Origin of the sequence: Pseudonocardia zijingensis (genome assembly GCF_042657305.1) — a bacterium.
Lineage (GTDB): Bacteria > Actinomycetota > Actinomycetes > Mycobacteriales > Pseudonocardiaceae > Pseudonocardia > Pseudonocardia zijingensis.
Genome location: NZ_JBHSKO010000014.1, coordinates 183,345 through 204,321 on the forward strand (window position 1 = coordinate 183,345; position 20,977 = coordinate 204,321).

Consider the following 20,977-nt stretch of genomic DNA (forward strand, 5'->3'; position numbering starts at 1 on the left):
CGGTCACTCCTCACGCTCCCGGGGCCTGCGGCGGGGCCGCCGCGGTGCCTCCTCCGGTTCCCGCTCGTCGCCGCGCGGGGTCAGCACCTCCTCGACCTTCTCGGCGGCCGCGTCGAGCACGCCCGAGGTCTTGCCCTTCGCGCCGCCCTCGGTCATGCCCTGGACCAGCCCCGGCAGGTCCTTGCCGCCCTTGGCGTACAGGTCGAGCCGGTTCGTGGCCTCGGCGAAACGCAGGTAGGTGTCGACGCTGGCCACCACGATCCGTGCATCGATGGTGAGGATCTCGATGCCCACCAGCGACACGCGCACGAACACGTCGATCACGAGGCCGCGGTCGAGGATCAGCTCGACCACGTCGGCGAGGCTGCTCGAGCCGCCTCCGCCGCGATCCACGTACCCGTTGCCGCCGCCCTGGCGTTGGGTTGCCACCGTCATGCGTCACCGTCCCGTCGGGAACCCGAGGTCGTCACCGGTTCGCGGTCGTCCTCGGCCTGCTCGTCGTCGTACTCGTCCTCGTAGCCGTCGTCCTCGTACTCGTCGGCCTCGTCGTCGGTGGCCTCGTCGGTGGCCTCGTCGTCGCCCCCGTCGTCGTAGCCGTCGTCCTCGTAGTCCTCGTCCTCGTACTCGTCGGTGCCTTCCTCGGCGCCCTCCTCGTCGGACCCCGCCTCGGCGTACTGCTCCTCCTCCTCCGGGGTCTCCTCGTCCCGGGCGCGCTGCTCCTCCTCCACGGCCTCCTCGTGGGTGCGGACGACCTCGCTGTCGCGGATCTCGCCGCGCCAGCCCTCGACCTCGTCCTGCCGGGTGAGCACGTGGCTCATCGCGTGGCGGCGGAAGTGCTGGAACTCCAGGCGGGCTCGCCGCCCCTGGGCGCGCCAGATGTTGCCGGTGCGCTCGAAGAGGCCCTGCGGGTAGTACTCGAGCACGAGCAGCACGCGCGTGAGGTTGGGGCCGAGCGACGTGAACGTCACCGCGCCGTCGACGTGGCCCTTGGCCCCCTTGGAGCGCCACACGATGTGCGAGTCGGGCACCTGCTCGACGACCGTGGCCTCCCAGGTGCGGTGCGACCACAGCACCTGGGCCTTCCAGTTGGTCTTCTCGTCGCTCTCCTGCTCGACGCTCTCGACCTTCTTCATGAAGGTGGGGAAGTCGGCGAACTGCGTCCACAGGTCGTAGGTGGTGCGCAGCGGCAGCCCGATGTCCTGGTCCTCGCTGATCACGGTGACCTTGAGCTTCTTGCCGCCGCCACCACCGCCACCGCCGCCGCCGAAGAGGTTCTGCGCCTTGTCCTTGAGCGCGCCGAACCCGCGGCTCAGCAGTCCGCCGCGCTCCTCGCCGTCGTCATCGTCGTCGTCGCGCTCGCCGCCCCGGGAACCGCCAAGCGCTTCCTTCAGCCCCTGTCCGCCGCTCTCCGCGACGCCGGTGAGCCGGTCCGACAGATCCGTCACGCGCTCGGCGGCCGACTCGGCGGCCCGCTGCACCAGCAGGGTCAGCAGCCGCTGGCCCGCGTCGCGCAGGCCGTCGATGGGCAGCGCGTCCTTCGCCTTGTCGACTGTGCCACTCGTGCTGTCAGCCATCGCTACCGGCCCTCCGCGTGCGCGGGCTGCGCCGGCCGTCGGTGGCCTTGCCCGCCGCCTTGCTCGTCGTCTTGCTCGCGGCCTTGCCCGCCGTCCTGCTCGCCGTGCGACCCGCCCCGGAGGTGCGGCGCGCGCCCGTGGCGGACGTGCTGCGGCTACGGCCGTTCCGGGCCCGCGCGGGGCGCTCCGGCTCGGCCGGCGCCTCTTCGGCCGCGGTGTCGTCGGCCTCTTCGGCCCCCTCGGCCTCGGCGGGCTCTTCGGCGTACTCGTCCTCGTCCTGCTCGGGCGGTGCTTCCTCCGAGCTGGAACGGCGCTGTGTGCCGAGGTCGCCGAGCGACTCCACCCGGCGCCCGACGCGATCGGTGAGCGACTCGACCTGCCGGGTGGCGACGGCCAGCGCCGCGGACTTCCCGGCCTCCATCAACCGGCCGCGCACCTCGTCGGTCAGGCGCGCCAGCTCGGGGGAGCTGCTCAGCAGCTTCGTGCCGCCCTTCAACAACTCACCGGGCCCGCCGGCCCGCCGCCCGGCGGCCATTCCGGCGAACATCAGGGCGAGCTTCATCTTCTTGGTCCGCCCGAGGAGGTAGCCACCGGCTACTCCCAGTGCAACCCGCGCACCACATTTCACTGGATCTCCACTCCTCGCAGGTTCACGCAATCCGCTCCTTGTTACGGAGGGCTCCGACCAACTACCCGAGGGATCGTCCGGAAACACCCCCGCACCCCGAATGCGAAACAATCTTCGGAAACTTGGGCCATTCGGAGCAGGCGACTGCCCGCGCCTGCCGCATTCGTGTCGCGGGCGGCTCCGGAATTCGGACGAATGGCGGTGGCGGGCCCCGGGCGGCGCCGGCGTCAGTCGGCCGACCGGGTGGCCGCCACGATCGCCCCGACGATGAGCACGAGCAGCAGCAGGACGACCGTCAGCGGGAGCAGCAGCAGGGCCAGCATGAGCGCCGCGATCACCGCCACCCGGGCGCCGGGGCTGAGCGCGCGGAACGCCCCCACGATCGCCCCCCACACGGGGTTGCGCCCGCCGAGCGCCGCGAGCCCGCCGCCGACCAGCGCGTTCAGCGGGATCCCGCCTCGTGCGGTCACCTCGTCCAGCCCGTGGGCGAGGCGCTCGACGCCGGTGAGGGCGATCCCGAACGCGCGATCGAGGAGCGTCGCGAGCAACCGCCGCAGGCTCGCCTTGAGGTCCTCGAACGCGCTTCGCGCCCCGTCCGGCGTCCCGATCTCGTCCACCTGCACCACTCCGCCCGTTCGTCGTCCGCTTCCGCGGTCACGTACCCGGGCGGAGCCCCTTACCGCGGGCCCGTTGTGGTTTTCGTCGATCTGGACCAGTGCAATTGCTCCGATCCGCCCACCCCGGGGTCGCTCGGCAGGGCGACGGCAGGCGTGCCGCGGGGGTGTGCGGGGTACACGGTCTCGCTCGTACTCGTCGCTGGTGGGAGGAGTTCGCCGTGCTGCAGCCGACCCGAGTGCGGGCCCGGGTGGGGGTCATCGGCAGCGGCCTGGTGCTGCTGGCGGGCTGCGCGTCCCTGCAGCAGCCCGACGTGGAGCGGGTCGCCGCGGAGTTCGCCACCGGCGACGCCGCCGCCCGCTGCGCCCTCCTCGCGCCGGCCACGCTGGCCGCCGTCGAACGGACCGCCTCGGCCGCCTGCGCGCAGGTCGTCGCCGAACTGGCACCGTCCGACGCCCAGGTGCTCGGCACCGCCGTGTGGGGCGACGCGGCGCAGGTGCGGACGGGCGCGGACACGCTCTTCCTGACCAGGACGAGCGCCGGGTGGAAGGTCGCCGCCGCCGGGTGCGTGCCCCACGAGGACGCTCCCTACGAATGCGAGGTGGACGGCCCGTGAGCGCGCCGCGAATCCTGTTCATCGTCTATCTCGGTGTGATCACCGTAGGCCTGATCTACTTCCTCACCATCGGTCTTCTGGGGAGGTGACCGGGATGCGGCGCACACTTCGCGACAACGGGCTCGGCATCGCCTTCGGTCTGCTTTTCCTCGCCATGCTGGTCGGTCAGGCGTTCGCCGGCCAGGCACAGTACAACGAGCAGCAGACCGCGACCGGCGCGGAACCGGTGTCGATCGGCCGGTACGTCACGTCGTCGCCGTTCGCGGTGGACGTCGTGGAGAACTGGCAGTCGGAGTACCTGCAGTTCTTCCTCTACATCTTCGGCACCGTGTGGCTCGTGCAGCGCGGCTCGTCGGAATCGAAGGAGGTCGACAAGACCGGCGTCGAGTCCGACGAGGAACAGATGGTGGGTGTGCACGCGCGCCCCGACTCGCCGCCCTGGGCGCGGGCGGGCGACTGGCGCACCGCGGTGTACGCCCGCTCGCTCGGCCTGGTGATGGGTGCGATCTTCCTGGTCTCCTGGCTCGCCCAGTCGGTGGCGGGTCAGGCCGCCTACAACGCCGAGCAGCTGGGGAACCGGGAGGACCCGATCAGCTGGGTCGGCTACCTGGGGGCGGCTGACTTCTGGAGTCGCACGCTGCAGAACTGGCAGTCGGAGATGCTCGCCGTCGGCTCGATGGCGGTGCTCGCCATCTACCTGCGCCAACGCGGTTCGCCCGAGTCGAAGCCGGTGGGCGCCGCCCACGGCGACACGAGTGCGACGGGCTGAGGGCCGCTCGCCCCCTTACGCCAGCATGGTGGCTTTGCTGGCGGAATATGCCAGTAAAGCCACCATGCTGGCATTGGGGGAAGGGGTGCTGCCGCGCGGCGCCACCAGGAGGCTGACTCCCCTTGAAGGGGGCGAAACGGCGGATCTCATGGCGATCAAGGGCAAATGGTCGCTCCCAGAGATCATCTAGCGACCATTTCCCCTTGATCGACGCCCCCGGGCCGCAAATTCCGCCCATGATCGGAGAGTTGGCGCATTCCCGTGTCGAAAACGCCCGGGAACGCGCCAAACCTGTGATCATGGCCGCGGAACCGGCCGCAGGTGGCGCCGCGCGCCCACCCGGGCAGGCCCCAGGACTGCCCGCGATTCGCCCGGAGGGGCCGCAGAGGCTCACGGGTCAAGGGGCGCGTAGCGCTCGCGCAGCGACGCCGAAGGCGCCCTTGAGGCGTGAGAGGCGGCTCCGCACGATGCGCGGCGCCGCCGGAGGGCTCCGCACGATGCGCGGCCCCCGGGGCCTGCGCCCGGGTCAGCCGGGGAAGGACGTGGGCGGGGTGTTCGGGTTCTGCTGCGGCGCCGCACCGACGTCGCCGCGCCAGCCGCCTTCCTCGCGGCCGCGGCTCTCGATGAACTCCTTGAACCGCGACATGTCGCCCTTGATGCGGCCCTGCACGATGCCGAGGGCCTCGCCCGCCTTCTCCACGAGACCGCTCGGTTCGTGGTCGAGCTGGAGGGTCACGCGGGTGTGCTCCTGGTCGAGCCGGTGGAAGGTCACCACGCCCGCCTGGTGCGTGCCCTCGACGGTGCGCCAGGCGACCCGCTCGTCCGGGTGCTGCTCGGTGATCTCCGCGTCGAACTCGCGTGCCACACCGGCGATCTTGGTGACCCAGTGGGTGCGGGTGGGCGTCAACTGGTCGATGCGTTCCACGCCTTCCATGAACTGCGGGAACGACTCGAACTGGGTCCACTGGTTGTACGCGGTGGTGACCGGAACGGCCACATCGATGGTCTCGACAACGTTCGACGTCATGACTTCGGGCTACCCGCCGGGAGCGCGGCTATTCGTCGAGCCACACCTTGTCCGGAGGGCGCCTGCGGCGCCGGTTCAGCCAGATTCCGAGGGAAACCGGTACCAGCCCGGAGATCACGGCGATGAGCAGGCTGGCCACCAGCAGTCCGGCGACGATCCCGACGATGCCGATCACCACGAGCGGGATCGCGAAGATCGCCGCGTTCCACGGGGTGTCCGGCCATTCGCCCAGTCGGCGAGCGAGATCGGGATCCTCCGCGAGGAGCTGCTTCTCGATCGAGCGGAGGCGACGGCGTTCGTCGTGGCTGAGTTCCATCCGGGCTCCCTGATCCGAAGCGTCGCCGCTAGGCCTTCGCGAACACGTCGACGAGCGTGGCGCAGAACGGATCGAGGTCGGCCGGGCTGCGGCTCGAGACGATGCCCCCGTCGACGACGACCTCCTCGTCGACCACCGTGGCGCCCGCGTTGCGCAGATCCGTCCACACGCTCGGGTACGACGTGAGCGTGCGGCCTGCCGCGACCCCGGCGTCGATGAGCGTCCAGGGACCGTGGCAGATCACGGCGAGCGGCACACCGGCGTCGACCGCGTCCCGGACGAACGCGCGCACGCCGTCGTCGACGCGCAGCTTGTCGCCGTTGACGGTGCCGCCGGGAAGGATCAGGCCGTCGTAGTCGCGGGCCGAGGTGCCCTCCGCGGCCCGGTCCACCTCGAACACGTCGGCCGGTTCGATGTCGTGGTTCATCGCCTGGATCCGGCCCGTCTCCACCGAGACGATCTCGGTGACGGCCCCTTCTCCGGTGACGGCGTCGCGGGGCCTGGTGAGCTCCACCTGTTCGACGCCGTCCGTGGCCACGATCGCGATGCGCTTGCCGTCCAACCTGCCGGTCACAGCGGTCCTCCCCCGTTCGATTCCCTGCTCCGGCTACCCGGGAGAGAGCGGGGAAAACGGTGGACGACTCACACGGTGGTGGTGACCAGCGTGTCGGCCACCCAGCGGGCGACGCCGGCGGGGTAGGGCGCGGGCAGGAGAAGGACGATGTGCCGGAACCCGGCGTCGAGGGCCCGGTCGATCCCGTCGCGGGTGGCACGCGGCCGCTCGTAGGAGACCGGCACGGGGATCGACCGGGTGATCGTGGCGGGGTCGCGGGCGATCTCGGCGCAGAAGCGGTCGAGCAGCTCGCTGCGCCGTGCGGCGTCGTCGATGTCGTCGAGGCCGTGGGCGGGGAAGTTCCACAGGTCGGCGTGCCGGGCCACGACACGCAGGGTGGCCGAGGAGCGCCCGCCGATCATGATCGGCGGGCCGGGCCGCTGCACGGGCTTCGGGTTGCAGAACGCGCCGGTGAGCCGCACGTGGGCGCCCGGGAAGTCGAAGGGCTCGTCCTCGGCCCACATCCGGCGGATCACCGTGCACGCCTCGTCCAGCGCCTCCACCGCGTGCGCGGCGTCGTGGAACGGCAGGCCGTGCGCGTCGTACTCGCGGCGCGCGAGGGGGTGGTCGGGTCGGGAGCCCACGCCGATGCCGAAGTCGAGCCGCCCGCCGGAGACGATGTCGACGGTCGCGGCGATGCGGGCCAGCAGCGCGGGCGGGCGGAAACGGTTGCTGGTGACGAGCAGTCCGAGGCGCAGGCGCTGCGTGTGCGCGGCGAGCGCCGAGAGCAGGGTCCAGCCCTCGTGGACAGGGCCGTTGGGATCCCCGCCGATGGGCAGGAGGTGGTCGAACAGCCAGGCGTGCTCGATCTCCGGGATCGCGTCGGCCTCGCGCCACACGCGCAGGACGTCGTGGTAGTCGACCTGCATCGGAGCGGTCATGATCCCGAAACTGGGGTGTGCCATGGGAGGTCCTTCCGAGCTGCTCATGGCATCATGAGCAAGCGGAACGTTGCTCCGAAAACGATACGGAACAATGTTCCGCTTGACAAGCCCGGCGGAGGGGAGTGGTGCGCGTGCAACACGGCGGGGGCGCGGCCCGGACCAAGCGGGCAGACGCCCGGCGCAACGAGAAGGCCCTCCTGGACGCGGCCGCCGAAGTCTTCGTCGCGTCCGGTGTCGACGCGCCCGTCCGGGACATCGCGGCGGCGGCCGGGGTGGGGGTGGGCACCATCTACCGCCACTTCCCCAACCGGGCCGACCTGATCACCGCCGTCTACCGCCACCAGGTCGAGGCGTGTGCCGAGGCCGGCCCCGCGCTGCTGGCCACCGAAGCCACCCCGTACGCGGCGCTGGTGCGCTGGATCGACCTCTTCGTCGACTTCCTCGTCACCAAGCACGGGCTGGCCGCGGTGATGCAGTCCGACGGGCCCGGCTTCGCCACGTTGCACGCCTGGTTCCTGGACCGCCTCGTCCCCGTGTGCAACCAGCTGTTCGCCGCGGCGGCCGAGTCCGGCGAGATCCGGTCCGGCCTGGACCCCTACGAGGTCATGCGCGCCGTCGGCAACCTGTGCGTCGGCGCGGAGGGCGACCCCCGCTACGACGCGCGCCGCGTGGTCGGCCTCCTCGTGGCAGGGCTACGGACGGCCGACCGGCCCGGCTGACGCCACCGCCGGCACCCCCGGGCGCAGCCCCGGGTGCAGGAAGGTGAAGGCCGCGAGTGCCGCCAGCAGCACCACGCCGAGGACGTACGGAGCGGCCGGGGCGATCTCGTACAGGCCGGTGCCGACCAGCGGGCCGAGCATGAACGTGAGCGCGGTGGTGGAGCCCACCAGCCCGGCCACGGCACCCTGTTCCGCGGGCTCGGCGCGCAGCGTCGGCGCGGCGGTGAAGCCGGGCATGCCGAACCCCATGCCCGTGCCGAGCAGGGCCAGCCCGAGGCCGAGGAGCGGGGCGGTGCCGGCGACGGTCACGACGGCCATCCCGCCGGTCATGACGAGCGCGCCCACCCGGATGAGGCGCAGCGGCGCCCACCGCAGCCGCGGCACGGCCACCACCTGCACCACGATGATCATGGCCGCGCCCGCGAGCGTCACCAGGCCGGTCGTCGGCCCGGTGTCCTGCGCGGTGAGGTGCAGGCGGTCCTGCACGAGGAAGCCGATCGTCATCAGCACGATGCCGAGCGCGAGGTACATGCCGAAGCCGGTGAGGAGGAAGGGCCACATGCGGCGGTCGAACGGGCTCACCGCCACCGCGGGCGGGCGGGCGCGGTGGGTCGCCGGCGCGGGCAGGCCGGCCCGCACGAGCACGGCGATCACGGCGATGACGATCGGCGCGGCGTAGAGCGGAGCCAGCAGGCCGAACGCGCTGAGCGCCGCGCCGAGCGCGGGCCCAACGGCCAGGCCGAGTCCCTGCGCGGCACCGAGCGCGGACATGCCGCGTACGCGGGCGGCCTCCCCTTCGGTGGCGTCGGCGACGTAGGACTGGGCGGTCACCGGGGTGGCGGCCCACGCGAGGCCGAAGAGCACCCCGCGGGTGAGCAGGACCAGCGCGAACACCACCGGCACCGGGAGCGCGCCGGCGAGGCCGATCCGGGCCACCACCGCGAAGGCGAGCAGGGCGGCCGTCGCACCGACGAGCGACAGCACCAGCACCGGGCGGTGGCCGCGGGCCGCAGCGCGGCGGCTCCAGAACGGGCTGGTCAGCACCACGCCCGAGGCGCCGACCGTCCACACGAGCCCCAGTGCGAACTCGCTGAACCCGAGCTCGCGCGCCAGCGGGGGCAGGATCGGGTTGATCATCTGCTGACCGGCCATCAGGCCGAACACCGCCAGGCAGACGAGCAGGACCGGCCGCCTCACGGGGTCAGCCCCCGCCGCAGGACCGCGCCGAGCTCGGCGATCTGGCGCTGCGACACCTCGGCCGACAGGATCGCCTGCGAGCCGTGGAAGGTGCCCGCCCACTGGTGCAGCTCCACCGGCACACCCGCCTGCAGCATCCGCAGCGCGTAGAGGATGTCCTCGTCGCGGTTGGGGCAGAACTCCGCGGTGGCGACGTAGGCGGGCGGCAGGCCGGACAGGTCGTCGGCGCGCGCCGGGGCTGCGTACGGCGTGGCGGGCGCGCCGCCCAGGTAGTGCCGCCACGCGGCGGCCACCTTGGCCCGGTCCATCCACGGCGTACCGGTGAACGTCCGGGCCGACCAGGTCTCCTGCCTGTCGTCGAGGCCGGGCTGGTTGAGCAGCTGAAAGCGGATCGACGGTCCCCGTTCGTCCCGGGCCCGCAGCACCACCCCGGCCGCGAGGCCGCCGCCCGCGCTGTGGCCGCCGACGGCGATGCGGTCCGGGTCGACGCCGAGCTCCGCCGCGTTCTCGACGGCCCAGCACACCGCGGTGTAGGCGTCGTCGAGCGCCGCCGGGAAGGGGTGTTCCGGCGCGAGCCGGTACCCCACCGAGATCACCACGGCCCCGGAGGTCTCGGCCAGCCGGGTGGCCCACGGGTGCTCGGAATCGAGGCCGCCCATCACCCAGCCGCCGCCGTGCAGCCACACGACCGCGCCCTGCGCCTGGTGCGGGCGGTAGATCCGCAGAGGCACGGGCGGGTCGCCGGATGCGGTGCGGTCCTCGATCTCCAGTCCTGTCGTGTCCGGCGCGGGCACCGCGGCGGCCAGCTCGGTGAACTTCTCCCGGTCGGCGACCGGGTCGGCCAGCTCGACCTGGGGGAACAGCGGGATGAACGCTTCCAGCTCGGGATCCATGGCTGCCATGGTCATCGCCCGGGCGGCGGCCGGCACCCGCCAGGCGTCGCGCATACCGGGTGGATCGCGCACCGACCGGCGCATAGCCTCGGGGTGGTGGAGGCACTGGCCGCGCGGCTGTCGCACCTGGATTCCCACGTGGAGGGCGCGCTGCGCGTCGTCATGTTCTACGACACGCTTATGCGCAGGCGCGTGGACCTCCCGGCGCTCGCCCGCGCTTCGGCGGGTCTGGCCGAGTGCGTCGCGGGCATCCGGCTGCGCGGCACCGGCCGGGCGCACCGCTTCTCGCCCGATGGCCGGGAGGCGACCGGCCCACCCGCACCCGAGTCGAGCGCGGTGCCGGTCGCGCTCGACGACGAGGAGATCGGCAGGGTGTGGCTGGAGCGGCCCGGCCCGCCCGGACCGCTCGACGAGGTGCTGCTGGACCGGCTCGCCATCGCCGCCGCGGCGGTCGTGGAGCGCTACGGGCCCGCCCGCACCACGATGGCCGACCCGGCCCTCGTCGAGCTCGTGATCAGCGCCGACAGCGACGAAGCGGCCCGCGCCCGCGCGCTGCGCCTGCTGGGGTTCGCCGCCGACCTCCCGGTCCGCGTGGTCGCGGTGCGATCGTCGCTGCCCCTCGACCGGATCGGCGGCCTCGTCTGCCCGGAGCGCCTCGTGAAGGCGGCGCCCCTGCGCGACGTCGGCGTCCTCCTGGCCACCACCGTGGACGCGACCCGGTTGCCGGCAGGCGCCCGCGCCGGCATCGGTGCCGCCGACAGTCCCGACAGGTCCTGGCGCGAGGCCCGGGCGGCGCTGCGGTTCACCACCGAGCGCCGGCCGGTGGTCCACCACGCGGAGCTGGGGGCGCTGGCACTGCTCGCGCACCTGCCGGAGGACGTGGTGCGCGACAACGCCGACGTGGCCGCGGTCGCCGGGCTGGCCACCGGCAGCCCCGGGGACCTGGAGACGCTGGAGGCCTACTGCGCCACGGGCTCCGTGCGGCGTGCCGCCGACCAGCTCCACCTGCACCACAGCAGCGTCGCCCGGCGCCTCGAGCAGATCGGCAGGTGCACGGGCATCGCTCTGACCGAGCCGACCGGGCTGGTGCGGGCCCGGCTGGCGCTCACCACCTGGCGGCTGCTCGACTCCTGAAGATCCGCCGGTAAGGCCGGATCGCGGCTTTCCGTTCATTATCGATTGCCACATTGTGGAACTCATTGACCACGGACGTCGGCCGCCGGTACCTTCCTCGCACGCTGCGAGAACCAACGGGAATCCGGTGTCGTACCCGCGTCGACACCCACGGGTGATCTTCATTGTCCGAGCTCGCCCGGAGTCGGTGCGGGAATTCCGGCCTGCCGTTCTTCGGGCGCCTGCGGTTGTTGATCCCTGATCCCGGAAAATGCTGGAGCCGTAGATGACGAACGGTGCCGTCGCCGCCCCCTCCCACCACAACCAGCCCACGGTGGACCAGTCCGACCGGCTGGTCCCGATCAACCTCCGGCAGACCGGGCCCACCCCCGTCGAGCTGCTGATCTCCACGAGGATTCGCAAGTCGCCGTACTGGCACCTGTCGATGGAGGCGGGGTGCTGGCGCGCCGAGGTGTACAACCGCGTGTACCACCCGCGCGGGTACGTCCGTCCCGAGGACGGCGGCGCCATGGCCGAGTACCACTCCCTCGTCAACGACGTCACGATGTGGAACGTCGCGGTGGAACGGCAGATCCGCGTGAAAGGGCCGGACGCCGAGGCGTTCGTCAATTTCGTGATCACGCGGGATGCCACGAAGATTCCTCCGATGCGGGCCCGCTACGTGATCCTGTGCAACGAGAAGGGCGGCATCCTGAACGACCCCGTCCTCCTGCGGATCGCGCCCGACGAGTTCTGGTTCAGCATCTCCGACTCGGACCTGATGCTCTGGCTGCAGGGCGTCAAGGTGGGGCAGCCGTACGACGTGGAGATCGCCGAGATCGACGTCGCCCCGGTCCAGATCCAGGGCCCGCGCTCGGTGGACCTGATGGTCGACCTCGTCGGGCCGGAGCTCGCCGACCTGCCGTCGTACGGGCTGATGGCGGCGGAGGTCGCCGGGCTCCCGGTGATCATCTCCCAGACCGGGTTCACCGGCGAGAAGGGCTACGAGATCTACCTGCGCGACGCCTCGCTGCACGCAGAGGAGATGTGGAACGCCGTGCTCGAGGCGGGGCGGCCGCACAACCTCGCGGTGATCGCACCGGCCCACCACCGCCGCGTGGCGGCCGGGATCCTGTCGTGGGGCCAGGACATGGACGCCGAGACCCTGCCCTTCCAGGTGAACCTCGGCTACCAGGTGCCGCGCACCAAGCAGGCCGACTACATCGGCAAGGCGGCGCTCGAACGCGCCCGCGCGCTGGTGGAGGCGGGCACGCCGCCGTTCCGGATGGTCATGGTCGGGATGCGCGTCGAGGGCCGTCCCATCGACGAGTACGCCCCCGACTTCTGGCTGGTCCGGCCCGGCGACGGCGGTGACCCCGTCGGCTACCTGACCTCGCCGTGGTGGTCGCCGGAGCTCAACACCAACATCGCGCTCGGCTATGTGCCGGTCGAGCTCTCGGCGCTGGGCACCCGGCTGGCCGTGGACCTGCCCGCCCAGTACGCGGACGAGCCCGGCGTCCCGGTACCCGCCGAGGTGGTGGAGGTGCCGTTCCGCCCCTCGGTCAACCCCAACACGCGCGAGCGGCTCCGCGAACGGGGGCTCGACAGCGCGGTCTGAGCACCGGCCGGCCGAGCCCGCGCGGTGCCAGACTGGGGTGCGTGCTCACCCATGCGGCCCCTTCCCGGTGGCGGCGCGGGCCAGGCCGGCTGGTGGTGCTCCTCGCCGCCGTGCTGGGCCTGGCCGCCTGTTCGCCGCCCAGCGCGTCCGGCCCCGAGGGGCAGGCGCCGCCGGGGTCGCAGGCGGCGTGCACGGTCGAGGCGGACGTCGGCAGCGTGCCCGCGGTGGCGCCCGGCGCGGTCGTCTGCCTGTCCGGCACCCTGGACTCCCGGCTCACCCTCACCGCGGGCGGCACGCCCGACCGTCCCGTCACCTACACCGGGGGCGGCAGCGCGCGCGTGCGCGGGATCGACGTGCTGGCGAGCAACGTCGTGGTGGAGGGGTTCACCTCGGCGGAGGCGCACTCCATGGGCGCGAAGCTCGTGGGCGACGGCATCGTCTTCCAGGAAAACACGATCAGCCACCCGGTCTACGAGGGCGACGACACCGACGGCGTCCGGTTCTTCGGCAACCACATCCAGCTGCTGCGCAACCGCATCTCGGACGTGGAGGACGGCGCCGACTGCGACGACGACGGCTGCGGCGACGGGCCGCACCCCGACTGCTTCCAGACCTACTACAGCGACGAGTACCCCACGAGCAGCGACGTCGTCATCGACGGCAACCGGTGCGAGAACGTCGTGGCGCAGTGCCTGATCGCCGAGGGCCCGAACCTGCCCGACGAGGGCATCCGGGGGCCGGGCGCGAGCGCGAACTGGGTGTTCCGCAACAACTTCTGCGACGACGACGCCGTCCAGGCCGTGATGTTGAAGGACGTCCAGAACGTGTCGATCACGGGCAACGACTTCGAGGGCCACAACAACAAGGCCATCGCCCTCGCCGACGGGTCCACCGGCGCGTACGTCGACGGGAACACGCTCAACCCGCGCATCCCGAAGCTCATCACCTTCGACGACCCCTACGAGGCCGACGGGTATCGGGGGCCGCAGCCCGACAGCTGATCCACCGATGAGGTTCCGCGCCCGGCGCGGTCCACACCCCGTCGACCCCGATGGGAAGGAACACACACATGGCGAAGGTCATCTCCAGCCTGTTCATCACGGCCGACGGCGTGGCCGAGATCGACCCGGACTGGCATTTCCCCTACTTCGACGAGAACATGGGCCGGGCGGCCACCGGTGACTACGACGACGCGAACGTGATCCTCCTCGGCCGGGAGACCTACGACAGCTTCGCGGGCGCGTGGCCCGACCGCGAGGCGGCCGGCGAGGAGGACGCGCCGTTCGCCACGCAGCTGGGCGACACCCGCAAGGTCGTCGTCTCGCGGCAGCAGTTGGAGTTCACGTGGCGCAACGCGGAGCTGATCGACGGCGACCTCCTCGAGGCCGTCGCCGCGCTCAAGGCCGACGACGCCGTCACCGGCATCATCATCCCCGGCTCGATCTCGGTGGTGCAGCAGCTGCTCGCAGCCGGGCTGGTGGACGAGCTGCGCCTGCTGGTGCACCCGGTGGCGGCGCGCAAGGGCCGGAGGCTCTTCGACGAGGGGGACACCCCGTACCACTTTCGGGTGGCGGCCACGGAGACGTTCCCCACGGGCGTCATCCGCGTGGTCTACGAGCTCGCCGAGCCGCCTGCCAAGGCCGGGTACGACGAGGCCAAGGAGATGTTGTCGCCGGAAGGCTGAGCACCCCTGCCGCTCATCGCGCCCGCCGTGCCATCCTGGAGGAGGTCTCAACTCATCAGACAGGAGTCGGGTGTCGTGACGGTGGACGAGTTGGTGGTCGAGTTCGCGCTGGTCCGCCTCGACCACCCGGGCCTCGACCTCGACGAGATCGCCGCGATGGTCGTGCGCCGCGGCGGGCCGGAGCGCACCCTCGAGTTCGCGTCGCGCACCCTCGCCGCCCGGGACGAGCTGCGGGGCGGGGCGTTCGAGTCGGCGGTCGAGTACGTGCTGCGCACCGTCCTGACACTGCGCGACGACATGGCCGACTGAGCGGTACGAGCGGCACTCCCGTACCGCTCTATCGGACGAGGGTGCCGTTCGTACGGTGCAGTGGCGCGGGCCGCGCCTGGCGGAGCAGCACGAGCGCCTCCTCCGAGGGGGAGCCCGCAGGTGTCGTCACCACCACGAGGCTCTGCCCGGGGGAGCGGGCGATCGCGAGCGTCTGCTGGGTGACGGTCACGGCGCCGACGACCGGGTGGTGCAGCTCGTAGGAGGCGGCGTCGCACGGGGTGACGCGGTGGTCGCCCCACAGGGCCACGAACTCAGGGCTCTTCATCGTCAGCTCGCCGATCAGCGCGGCGAGCAGCGGGTCGTCGGGGTGGCGGCCGACCGCGAGCCGCAGGTTGCCCACCACGGCCCGGGCCTTGCGCGGCCAGTCGCGATAGAGCTCGCGGCTGTGCGGGTCGAGGAAGAGCATCCGGCTCGTGTTGGGCCGGTTCGCGGGGTCGTCCGGGGCCGCCGGGTCGAGGTGGCCCGCCAGCAGCGCGTGGCCCAGCTCGTTCCAGGCCAGCACGTCGGTGCGCCTGCCGAGCACCAGTGCCGGGACGCCGTCGAGCGCGCGCATCAGGTCGCGCGTCTCGGCGCTGACCGTCTCGGGTCGCGGACGCCGCGCGCGCGGGGCCCGCCGGGAGGCGCCGGCCAGCCGTTCGAGGTGGTCGCGCTCGTGGGGGGCGAGCCGCAGGGCCCGGGCGATCGCGTCCAGCACCTCCGCCGAGGCACCGCGGGACAGGCCCTGCTCCAGCCGCGTGTAGTAGGACACGCTCACCCCGGCCAGCTGCGCCAGCTCCTCCCGGCGCAGGCCCGGCACCCGCCGTCGCGGCCCGATGTCCGGCAGCCCGACGTCCTCGGGGCGCAGCTGCGCCCGCCGTGCCTGCAGGAAGTCGCCGAGGGGGCCGGGTCCGTCCACGGCTCCACTATCGGCCACCGCGTGCCGCCGCAGCCACACCCCGCCAGGGGTAGGACGCACGCCGACCGGCCAGGGGAGCCGCTGTTGTAACGTGATCGCAAGAAACGGCCGGCGCCGAACCGCGGCGTCCGATCCGGGAGACGGTGGACGTGAACGACGTGCCGGCCGACCCACGTGCACGGGCCGCGCAGACGAAGCGGATCCGCACCCGGGCCGCGCTGATCGCCGCGGCCGACTCCGCCTTCAGCCGCCGCGGCTGGGCCGCCACCCGCATGGAGGACATCGCCGACGCCGCGGGCGTCAGCCCCGCCACGGCGTACAACCACTTCCCGACCAAGCACTCCCTGCTCGGCATGGTGTACGAGCCGCACGTCCGCCCCCTCATCCAGCAGGCCGAGCGGGACATCGCCGCCGCCCGGCCCGTGGTCGAGGCCATCGTCGACCAGGTGCGCGCCCTCGCCCGGCTCAGCTGGTACCACCGCGGTCTCACGGCATCGTTCACCGCCGCCGTGTTCGACTACACGATGCGGGTCGGGCGCGCCCAGGACCCCGAGGACGACGCCGACCCGCGCATCATCGCCCCCATGCACCAGCCGCTCCTGCTGCTCATCGAGCACGGGCAGGCCACGGGGGAGCTGCGCGACTACCCGCCCGCGCTGGAGATCAGCGGCATGATCGTCAACATGCTGCTGGTGCGCAGCGTCAACCGCAGTGACGAGCAGCCCTCCGTCACGGCCGATCTGCTGCTCACGATGCTCCTCGGCGCGCTGCGCCCCGAGCTCGTGGTCGCCCGCGACGGGCAGAGCGCCTGGACCGGCTGAGCCCTGTTCGTCAACCGGCGCGGCGGGCCGCCCCCGCCCCGTTCGGCTCCCGCGCGGCACGCCGGTACGACTGCGGCGACGCTCCGGTGGCCCGCGCGAACTGCAGGCGGAAGTTGCTCGTGCTGCCGAATCCGGTCATCCGGGCGATCCGCTCGATCGGCTCGCAGGTGGTCTCGAGCAGGTGGACCGCACGGCGGATGCGCTGCGCGAGGAGCCACTGCATCGGGGTGGTGCCGAGCGCGGCCTCGAACCGCCGGGCGAGGGTGCGCGGGCTGACGTGGGCCACCCGCGCCAGGTCGGCCAGGCCGATCGGCTCGGAGAGCCGGGCGGTGGCCCACTCGAGCACGGCGGCGAGCTCGTCGGCACCGCGCCCCGCGTCGTGCCGCACGAGGTCCCGGCACAGCTCGACCGTGGCGGCGCCGCCCGCGCAGGTGTGGATGCCGCCGTCGACCGTGACGGGCGCGGAGACGTCGACGAGCACGTGGGGGAACCGCGTCCGCAGGTCGGGGGCGAGTTCGCGGGGGAGGCTCGCGCGGCGTCCGGTGAGCAGGCCGGCCGCGGCGAGCACCAGGATGCCCGATCCGGCCGCGACGACGCGGGCCCCGCGCCCGGCAGCGGCGCGCAGTGCGTGCGTGACCGGCGGCGGTGGGTCGGCCGGCCGGTCCACACCACCCGGGACGATCACGGTGCCGGCCGCGGCCAGGACGTCGAGACCGTGCGCCGCGTCGATCGAGAAACCGGCCGCCAGCCGGACAGGGCCCGGCACGACCGCGCAGAACCGCACGTCGTAGCGCTCCCGGGGGAACACATCGGCCGCCGCCCCCAGCTCGACGATCGACGCACCCGGCGTCGCCAGCACCGCAACCACCTGATCTCGCACGCGCCGACTCTCGGGGACACGCGGTGCGCGGACCAGGCCACCGGCCGGTCAGCTACCGGACAACGCCTGCCGGGCAGCTGACCTGCCCGGTCAGCTGTCCTTGGTGGCGACGCGCAGCTCGGTGGTCCTGCTCTGGTCGCGCCGGAAGTACTCGGTGTGGTCCGGCGGCAGCGGGGTGCGGCCGAGGATCATGTCGGCCGCCTTCTCGGCGATCACCATGACGGGCGCGTAGGTGTTGGCGTTGGTGACGACCGGCATCACCGACGCGTCCACCACGCGCACGCCCTCGATGCCGTGCACCTTCATGCTGGACGGGTCGACCACCGCCTGCTCGTCGGTGCCCATCTTGCACGACCCGGAGTAGTGCATGGCCGACTTGGCGTAGGAGACCACCCAGTCCCAGATCTGGTCGTCGGTCTGGATGTCGGGGCCGGGCGCGGCCTCCCCACCGTCGTACCGCGCGAGCGACGACTGGGCCATGATCTCCCGGGTGACGCGGATCGCGTCGATCCAGTCCCGCCGGTCCTGCTCGGTGGACAGGTAGTTGAACTGGATGGCCGGGGGCGTGCGCCAGCTCGGCGAGGTGAGCGAGATGTTGCCCCGCGAGTTGGAGTTCATCACGCCGACGTGCACCTGGTAGCCGTGCGGGCCGGTGGGGGAGGTCGGGTACGACTTCGAGGCCAGCGGCAGGAACTGGTACATCAGGTTCGGGTAGGCGAGCCCGTCGTTGCTGCGCGCGAAGCCGCCCGCGTCCCAGTGGTTCGTGGCGCCCGGCCCGCTGTGCAGGAACAGCCACTGCGCGCCGATCCACGGCGCGTTCTTCAGGTTGGCCGTGGGCTGCAGCGACACCGGCTTGGTGCACGAGTGCTGGATCTGGATGGCGAGGTGGTCCTGCAGGTTCGCGCCCACCCCGGGCAGGTGGTGCACGACGGGCACCCCCACGGCCTCGAGCGCATCGGCGTCGCCGACGCCGGACAGCTGCAGGATGTGCGGGCTCTTGATCGCGCCCGCGCACAGGATGGTGTCGCGGCTGAGCACGTGCTCGACGTGCCCCTTCCGGTCCACGAACTCGACGCCGACGGCCTGCTTGCCGTCGAACATGATCTTCGAGACAGTGGCGCCGGTGCGCACGACCAGGTTGTGCCGGTTCATCGCCGGACGCAGGTACGCGCGGGTGGCCGACCACCGCCGGGCCCGGCGGATGTTGTGGTCGAGGGTGCCGAAGCCCTCCTGCCGGTACCCGTTGACGTCCGGGGTGGCGTAGTGCCCCGCCTCCTGGGCGGCCAGCATGAACGCCTGCGAGAGGACGTTCTCCGGGTGCCCCTTCTTCACCGTGAGCGGGCCACCGCGGCCGCGCAGGGGGCCGCCGACCTCCGCGTCCTCCATCCGCTTGAAATACGGCAGGACGTGCGGGAAGTCCCAGTGCTCCATGCCGGGCTGCGCGGCCCAGCCGTTGTAGTCCATCGGGTTGCCGCGCTGGTAGAGCATCCCGTACAGGTTGCTCGTGCCACCCAGCATCCGGCCCGCGGGCAGGTTCATCCGGCGGCCGCGCAGGCCCGGCTCTGGCTCGCTGCGGTAGCGCCAGTCGTAGAAGCTCACACCGCGGGTGAACGCGATCCCCGCGGGCATGCGCATCAGCACGTCCCACGAGTAGTCCGGCCGCCCGGCCTCGAGCACGAGCACCCGGCGCGCCGGATCGGCCGACAGCCGGTTGGCCAACGCCGAACCCGCCGAACCCCCACCGATGATGACGTGATCGAACGAGTCGGTCACCGTGCCCCCCTCATGCAAAATGCCGGCCGACTGCGCCATTTCACCCGATCGTGGCGTGCATCGGCTCTTGACGGCGAGGGACGCTACACGGGGCCGCGGGCCCGCGATCAGCCGACCCGGCCGCGCTAACGCCCCGGCCGGAGGGCCCGATAGAGGCCGTGTCGGTGCTGTTCGGGGGAGGAACGACCTGCATGCGGTCATGTCCGGGCGCGGTCGGATGATGGGGCGCGTGCCGCAGCGACCGGAGCACGACGCCCCGACGATGGAGTTCGACGTCATCACCGCGCCACTGCCGCTGGGTGAGGCGGCGAAGGACGGGTGGCGCGCCCCGCAGCACCGCGACGGGATGGCGCTGGTGCTCAGCTCGGCGGCGTCCTCGGGCATCGGCATGCTGTTCTGGGTGCTCGCGGCGCGGCTGTTCGAGCCCGGCGTCGTCGGGCTGAACAACACCGCGATCTCGGCGATGACGCTCCTCGGGTCGGCCGCCCACCTGAACCTCGGCAACGCGATCCTGCGTTTCGTCCCGGTGGCCGCGCGGCGCGGCGCGATCATCGCGGGCTGCTTCGCCGTCGGCATCGGGGTGGCCACCCTGCTGGGCCTCGGGTTCGCCCTCGGCGCCGGCGTGTGGGCGCCCGAGCTCGTGGCCGCGGTCGGGCACCCGGCCCTCATCGTCTTCTTCCTGATCAGCACCCCGCTCTACACGGTGTTCGTCCTCCAGGACGCCGCCCTCACCGCGATCAAGCGCGCCGACCTCGTGCTGTGGGAGAACCTCGTGTTCTCCGTGCTGAAGGTCGCTCTGCTGGCGGTGGCCGCGTGGCTCGCGCTCGACAGCGGGATCGCGGTCGGGTGGGTGGTGGCCACCCTGCTCGTCGTGGTCGGGGTGACGAGCTGGCTCACGAAGGCCGTGCGCACGGCCGCCCCGCCGCCCGTCGTCCACCCGGTCACGGTGCGGGACCTCGGCGAGTTCGTGGGCGCCGACTACGCGGGCAACATCTTCTGGCAGGCCGCCGTCTTCGGCCTCCCGCTCGTCGTGATCAACCTCGCCGGCCCCGACGGCGCCGCCGTCTACGGGGTGGTCTGGCAGATCGCGTTCGCCTTCTACCTGGTGGCGATCGGCATGGGGAAGTCGATGGTGGCCCACAACGCCGCCGCCGACCGCGCCGCCGCCGACCGCGCCCGCCGCGGGATGGAACGCAAGACCCTCACGCTGATCGTCCCCGCCGCCGTCGTGGTGGCGGCAGCGTCATATCCGATCCTGTGGGTCTTCGGCCCCGACTACGCCCGGACCGGCACGTTCCTGCTGGTCCTTCTCGCGCTGTCCGCGATCCCGAACGTCATCACCAACTCGACGGTCTGGGAGGCGCGCGTGAGCCGCAACCGCGCCGTGCTCGTCGGGCAGCCCGCCGCGCTCTGCGCCCTCGTGATCACCGGCACCGTGGTGCTCGTGCCGATGATCGGCATCACCGGCGCGGGCTGGGCGTGGCTGGGGGGCCAGTGCCTCGTGGCCGCGGGGATCCTGGTGCGTCGGCGGCTGGCTCGGTCTGCGGGGTGACCACCGCGGGCTGGGGCCTCCGGTGGCGCCGCGCATCGTGCGGGGCCGCTTCTCACGCCTCGAGGGCGCCTTCGGCGTCGCTGCGCGAGCGCTTCGCGCCCCTTGACCCGTGAGCCTCGGCGGCCCCTCCCGGGCGAATCGCGGGCAGGCCAGGGCCTGCCCGGGTGGGCGCGCGGCGCCACCTCCGGCCGGTTCCGCGCCATGATCACGGGTTTGGCGCATTCTCGGGCGTTTTCGACACGGGAATGCGCCAACTCCATGATCATGGGCCCGCAGATGGCCAATTTTGCGCTCCGGGGCCATCGATCAAGGGGAAAGGGTCGTTGGATGATCGGCGGGCTCAACCGGTGGTTGCAACCAGGTGATCAGGGGAAGTGTGGATCATGGCTGGTGCGCGGTTGACCCGGGAGGAACGGGTCCGGATCGAGACGTTGTGGCGGGCGGGGTGGTCGTTCGCGGA

General features: G+C 72.5%; 24 protein-coding genes. 11 read left to right on the plus strand and 13 right to left on the minus strand.

The window, feature by feature from the left end; genetic code table 11:
• Nucleotides 1-3: 3 nt before the first annotated feature.
• The 4 genes from gvpJ to ACFPL3_RS25515 form a co-directional block, all read right to left on the minus strand.
• Nucleotides 4-435 carry a gas vesicle protein GvpJ gene (gene gvpJ, locus ACFPL3_RS25500; RefSeq protein WP_343943842.1) on the minus strand — a complete coding sequence of 144 codons (432 nt, stop codon included), beginning with the start codon at nucleotides 433-435 and terminating at the stop codon, nucleotides 4-6.
• Nucleotides 432-1,574, minus strand: a complete 1,143-nt coding sequence (locus tag ACFPL3_RS25505; RefSeq protein ID WP_343943841.1) for an SRPBCC family protein — start codon at nucleotides 1,572-1,574, stop codon at nucleotides 432-434. Before ACFPL3_RS25505 ends, gvpJ begins: the two co-directional genes overlap by 4 nt.
• Complete coding sequence (locus ACFPL3_RS25510) at nucleotides 1,567-2,136, minus strand: hypothetical protein (protein WP_343943840.1); 570 nt, start codon at nucleotides 2,134-2,136, stop codon at nucleotides 1,567-1,569. The genes ACFPL3_RS25505 and ACFPL3_RS25510 overlap by 8 nt, the downstream gene beginning before the upstream one ends.
• A 293-nt stretch (nucleotides 2,137-2,429) precedes the next feature.
• Nucleotides 2,430-2,819: a hypothetical protein gene (locus ACFPL3_RS25515; RefSeq protein ID WP_343943839.1), complete on the minus strand. Its 390-nt coding sequence runs from the start codon at nucleotides 2,817-2,819 to the stop codon at nucleotides 2,430-2,432.
• 218 nt (nucleotides 2,820-3,037) lie between these two features.
• Here ACFPL3_RS25515 and ACFPL3_RS25520 point away from each other — a divergent pair, with 218 nt between their 5' ends.
• The 3 genes from ACFPL3_RS25520 (at nucleotide 3,038) to ACFPL3_RS25530 (ending at nucleotide 4,392) form a co-directional block, all read left to right on the plus strand.
• Nucleotides 3,038-3,433 (plus strand): hypothetical protein, encoded by a 396-nt coding sequence (locus ACFPL3_RS25520; protein ID WP_343943838.1) that lies wholly within the window; start codon nucleotides 3,038-3,040, stop codon nucleotides 3,431-3,433.
• A gap of 94 nt (nucleotides 3,434-3,527) precedes the next feature.
• A complete protein-coding gene (locus ACFPL3_RS25525) occupies nucleotides 3,528-4,202 on the plus strand; it encodes a DUF6766 family protein (RefSeq protein WP_343943837.1) in 675 nt (224 codons plus the stop codon).
• Nucleotides 4,203-4,227: 25 nt separating this feature from the next.
• Nucleotides 4,228-4,392 carry a hypothetical protein gene (locus ACFPL3_RS25530; protein ID WP_343943836.1) on the plus strand — a complete coding sequence of 55 codons (165 nt, stop codon included), beginning with the start codon at nucleotides 4,228-4,230 and terminating at the stop codon, nucleotides 4,390-4,392.
• 336 nt (nucleotides 4,393-4,728) lie between these two features.
• Here ACFPL3_RS25530 and ACFPL3_RS25535 read toward each other — a convergent pair whose 3' ends face one another.
• The 4 genes from ACFPL3_RS25535 to ACFPL3_RS25550 all read right to left on the minus strand — a co-directional run bounded on the left by ACFPL3_RS25535 (nucleotide 4,729) and on the right by ACFPL3_RS25550 (nucleotide 7,063).
• On the minus strand, nucleotides 4,729-5,229 hold the full coding sequence (locus tag ACFPL3_RS25535) for an SRPBCC family protein (protein WP_343943835.1): 501 nt from the start codon (nucleotides 5,227-5,229) through the stop codon (nucleotides 4,729-4,731).
• Between the two features lie 28 nt (nucleotides 5,230-5,257).
• Nucleotides 5,258-5,545, minus strand: a complete 288-nt coding sequence (locus tag ACFPL3_RS25540; protein WP_343943834.1) for a DUF3040 domain-containing protein — start codon at nucleotides 5,543-5,545, stop codon at nucleotides 5,258-5,260.
• A gap of 28 nt (nucleotides 5,546-5,573) precedes the next feature.
• A complete protein-coding gene (locus ACFPL3_RS25545) occupies nucleotides 5,574-6,119 on the minus strand; it encodes a DJ-1/PfpI family protein (protein WP_343943833.1) in 546 nt (181 codons plus the stop codon).
• Between the two features lie 68 nt (nucleotides 6,120-6,187).
• The gene (locus tag ACFPL3_RS25550) at nucleotides 6,188-7,063 is read right to left on the minus strand and encodes an LLM class flavin-dependent oxidoreductase (protein WP_343943832.1); all 876 of its coding nucleotides are present in this window, start codon (nucleotides 7,061-7,063) and stop codon (nucleotides 6,188-6,190) included.
• Nucleotides 7,064-7,167: 104 nt separating this feature from the next.
• Here ACFPL3_RS25550 and ACFPL3_RS25555 point away from each other — a divergent pair, with 104 nt between their 5' ends.
• Complete coding sequence (locus ACFPL3_RS25555; protein WP_379589681.1) at nucleotides 7,168-7,761, plus strand: TetR/AcrR family transcriptional regulator; 594 nt, start codon at nucleotides 7,168-7,170, stop codon at nucleotides 7,759-7,761.
• Here the strand turns inward: ACFPL3_RS25555 and ACFPL3_RS25560 are convergent.
• Nucleotides 7,735-8,958: an MFS transporter gene (locus ACFPL3_RS25560; RefSeq protein ID WP_343943831.1), complete on the minus strand. Its 1,224-nt coding sequence runs from the start codon at nucleotides 8,956-8,958 to the stop codon at nucleotides 7,735-7,737. The genes ACFPL3_RS25555 and ACFPL3_RS25560 overlap by 27 nt on opposite strands.
• Nucleotides 8,955-9,851 carry an alpha/beta hydrolase gene (locus ACFPL3_RS25565; protein ID WP_343943849.1) on the minus strand — a complete coding sequence of 299 codons (897 nt, stop codon included), beginning with the start codon at nucleotides 9,849-9,851 and terminating at the stop codon, nucleotides 8,955-8,957. The genes ACFPL3_RS25560 and ACFPL3_RS25565 overlap by 4 nt, the downstream gene beginning before the upstream one ends.
• A 96-nt stretch (nucleotides 9,852-9,947) precedes the next feature.
• Here ACFPL3_RS25565 and ACFPL3_RS25570 point away from each other — a divergent pair, with 96 nt between their 5' ends.
• The 5 genes from ACFPL3_RS25570 to ACFPL3_RS25590 all read left to right on the plus strand — a co-directional run bounded on the left by ACFPL3_RS25570 (nucleotide 9,948) and on the right by ACFPL3_RS25590 (nucleotide 14,575).
• Nucleotides 9,948-10,985 (plus strand): PucR family transcriptional regulator, encoded by a 1,038-nt coding sequence (locus ACFPL3_RS25570; RefSeq protein WP_343943830.1) that lies wholly within the window; start codon nucleotides 9,948-9,950, stop codon nucleotides 10,983-10,985.
• Between the two features lie 265 nt (nucleotides 10,986-11,250).
• Entirely contained in the window at nucleotides 11,251-12,582 is a 1,332-nt protein-coding gene (locus ACFPL3_RS25575; protein ID WP_343943829.1) for an aminomethyl transferase family protein, read from the plus strand.
• A 41-nt stretch (nucleotides 12,583-12,623) separates the two neighbouring features.
• A complete protein-coding gene (locus tag ACFPL3_RS25580; RefSeq protein ID WP_343943828.1) occupies nucleotides 12,624-13,583 on the plus strand; it encodes a right-handed parallel beta-helix repeat-containing protein in 960 nt (319 codons plus the stop codon).
• Nucleotides 13,584-13,651: 68 nt separating this feature from the next.
• A complete protein-coding gene (locus ACFPL3_RS25585; RefSeq protein WP_343943827.1) occupies nucleotides 13,652-14,266 on the plus strand; it encodes a dihydrofolate reductase family protein in 615 nt (204 codons plus the stop codon).
• A 75-nt stretch (nucleotides 14,267-14,341) separates the two neighbouring features.
• On the plus strand, nucleotides 14,342-14,575 hold the full coding sequence (locus ACFPL3_RS25590; RefSeq protein ID WP_343943826.1) for a hypothetical protein: 234 nt from the start codon (nucleotides 14,342-14,344) through the stop codon (nucleotides 14,573-14,575).
• Between the two features lie 28 nt (nucleotides 14,576-14,603).
• Here ACFPL3_RS25590 and ACFPL3_RS25595 read toward each other — a convergent pair whose 3' ends face one another.
• Nucleotides 14,604-15,491 (minus strand): helix-turn-helix domain-containing protein, encoded by an 888-nt coding sequence (locus tag ACFPL3_RS25595; protein WP_343943825.1) that lies wholly within the window; start codon nucleotides 15,489-15,491, stop codon nucleotides 14,604-14,606.
• Between the two features lie 149 nt (nucleotides 15,492-15,640).
• Between ACFPL3_RS25595 and ACFPL3_RS25600 the strand changes: the two genes are divergently transcribed.
• On the plus strand, nucleotides 15,641-16,312 hold the full coding sequence (locus ACFPL3_RS25600; RefSeq protein WP_343943824.1) for a TetR/AcrR family transcriptional regulator: 672 nt from the start codon (nucleotides 15,641-15,643) through the stop codon (nucleotides 16,310-16,312).
• A 10-nt stretch (nucleotides 16,313-16,322) separates the two neighbouring features.
• Here the strand turns inward: ACFPL3_RS25600 and ACFPL3_RS25605 are convergent, their stop codons facing one another.
• Both ACFPL3_RS25605 and ACFPL3_RS25610 read right to left on the minus strand, forming a co-directional pair.
• The gene (locus tag ACFPL3_RS25605; protein ID WP_343943823.1) at nucleotides 16,323-17,192 is read right to left on the minus strand and encodes a GlxA family transcriptional regulator; all 870 of its coding nucleotides are present in this window, start codon (nucleotides 17,190-17,192) and stop codon (nucleotides 16,323-16,325) included.
• 90 nt (nucleotides 17,193-17,282) lie between these two features.
• Entirely contained in the window at nucleotides 17,283-19,004 is a 1,722-nt protein-coding gene (locus tag ACFPL3_RS25610) for a choline dehydrogenase (RefSeq protein WP_425564212.1), read from the minus strand.
• A gap of 190 nt (nucleotides 19,005-19,194) precedes the next feature.
• On the opposite strand from ACFPL3_RS25610, the gene ACFPL3_RS25615 reads away from it, so the two are divergent.
• Nucleotides 19,195-20,517 carry a lipopolysaccharide biosynthesis protein gene (locus ACFPL3_RS25615; RefSeq protein WP_343943821.1) on the plus strand — a complete coding sequence of 441 codons (1,323 nt, stop codon included), beginning with the start codon at nucleotides 19,195-19,197 and terminating at the stop codon, nucleotides 20,515-20,517.
• The last annotated feature ends 460 nt before the right edge of the window (nucleotides 20,518-20,977 follow it).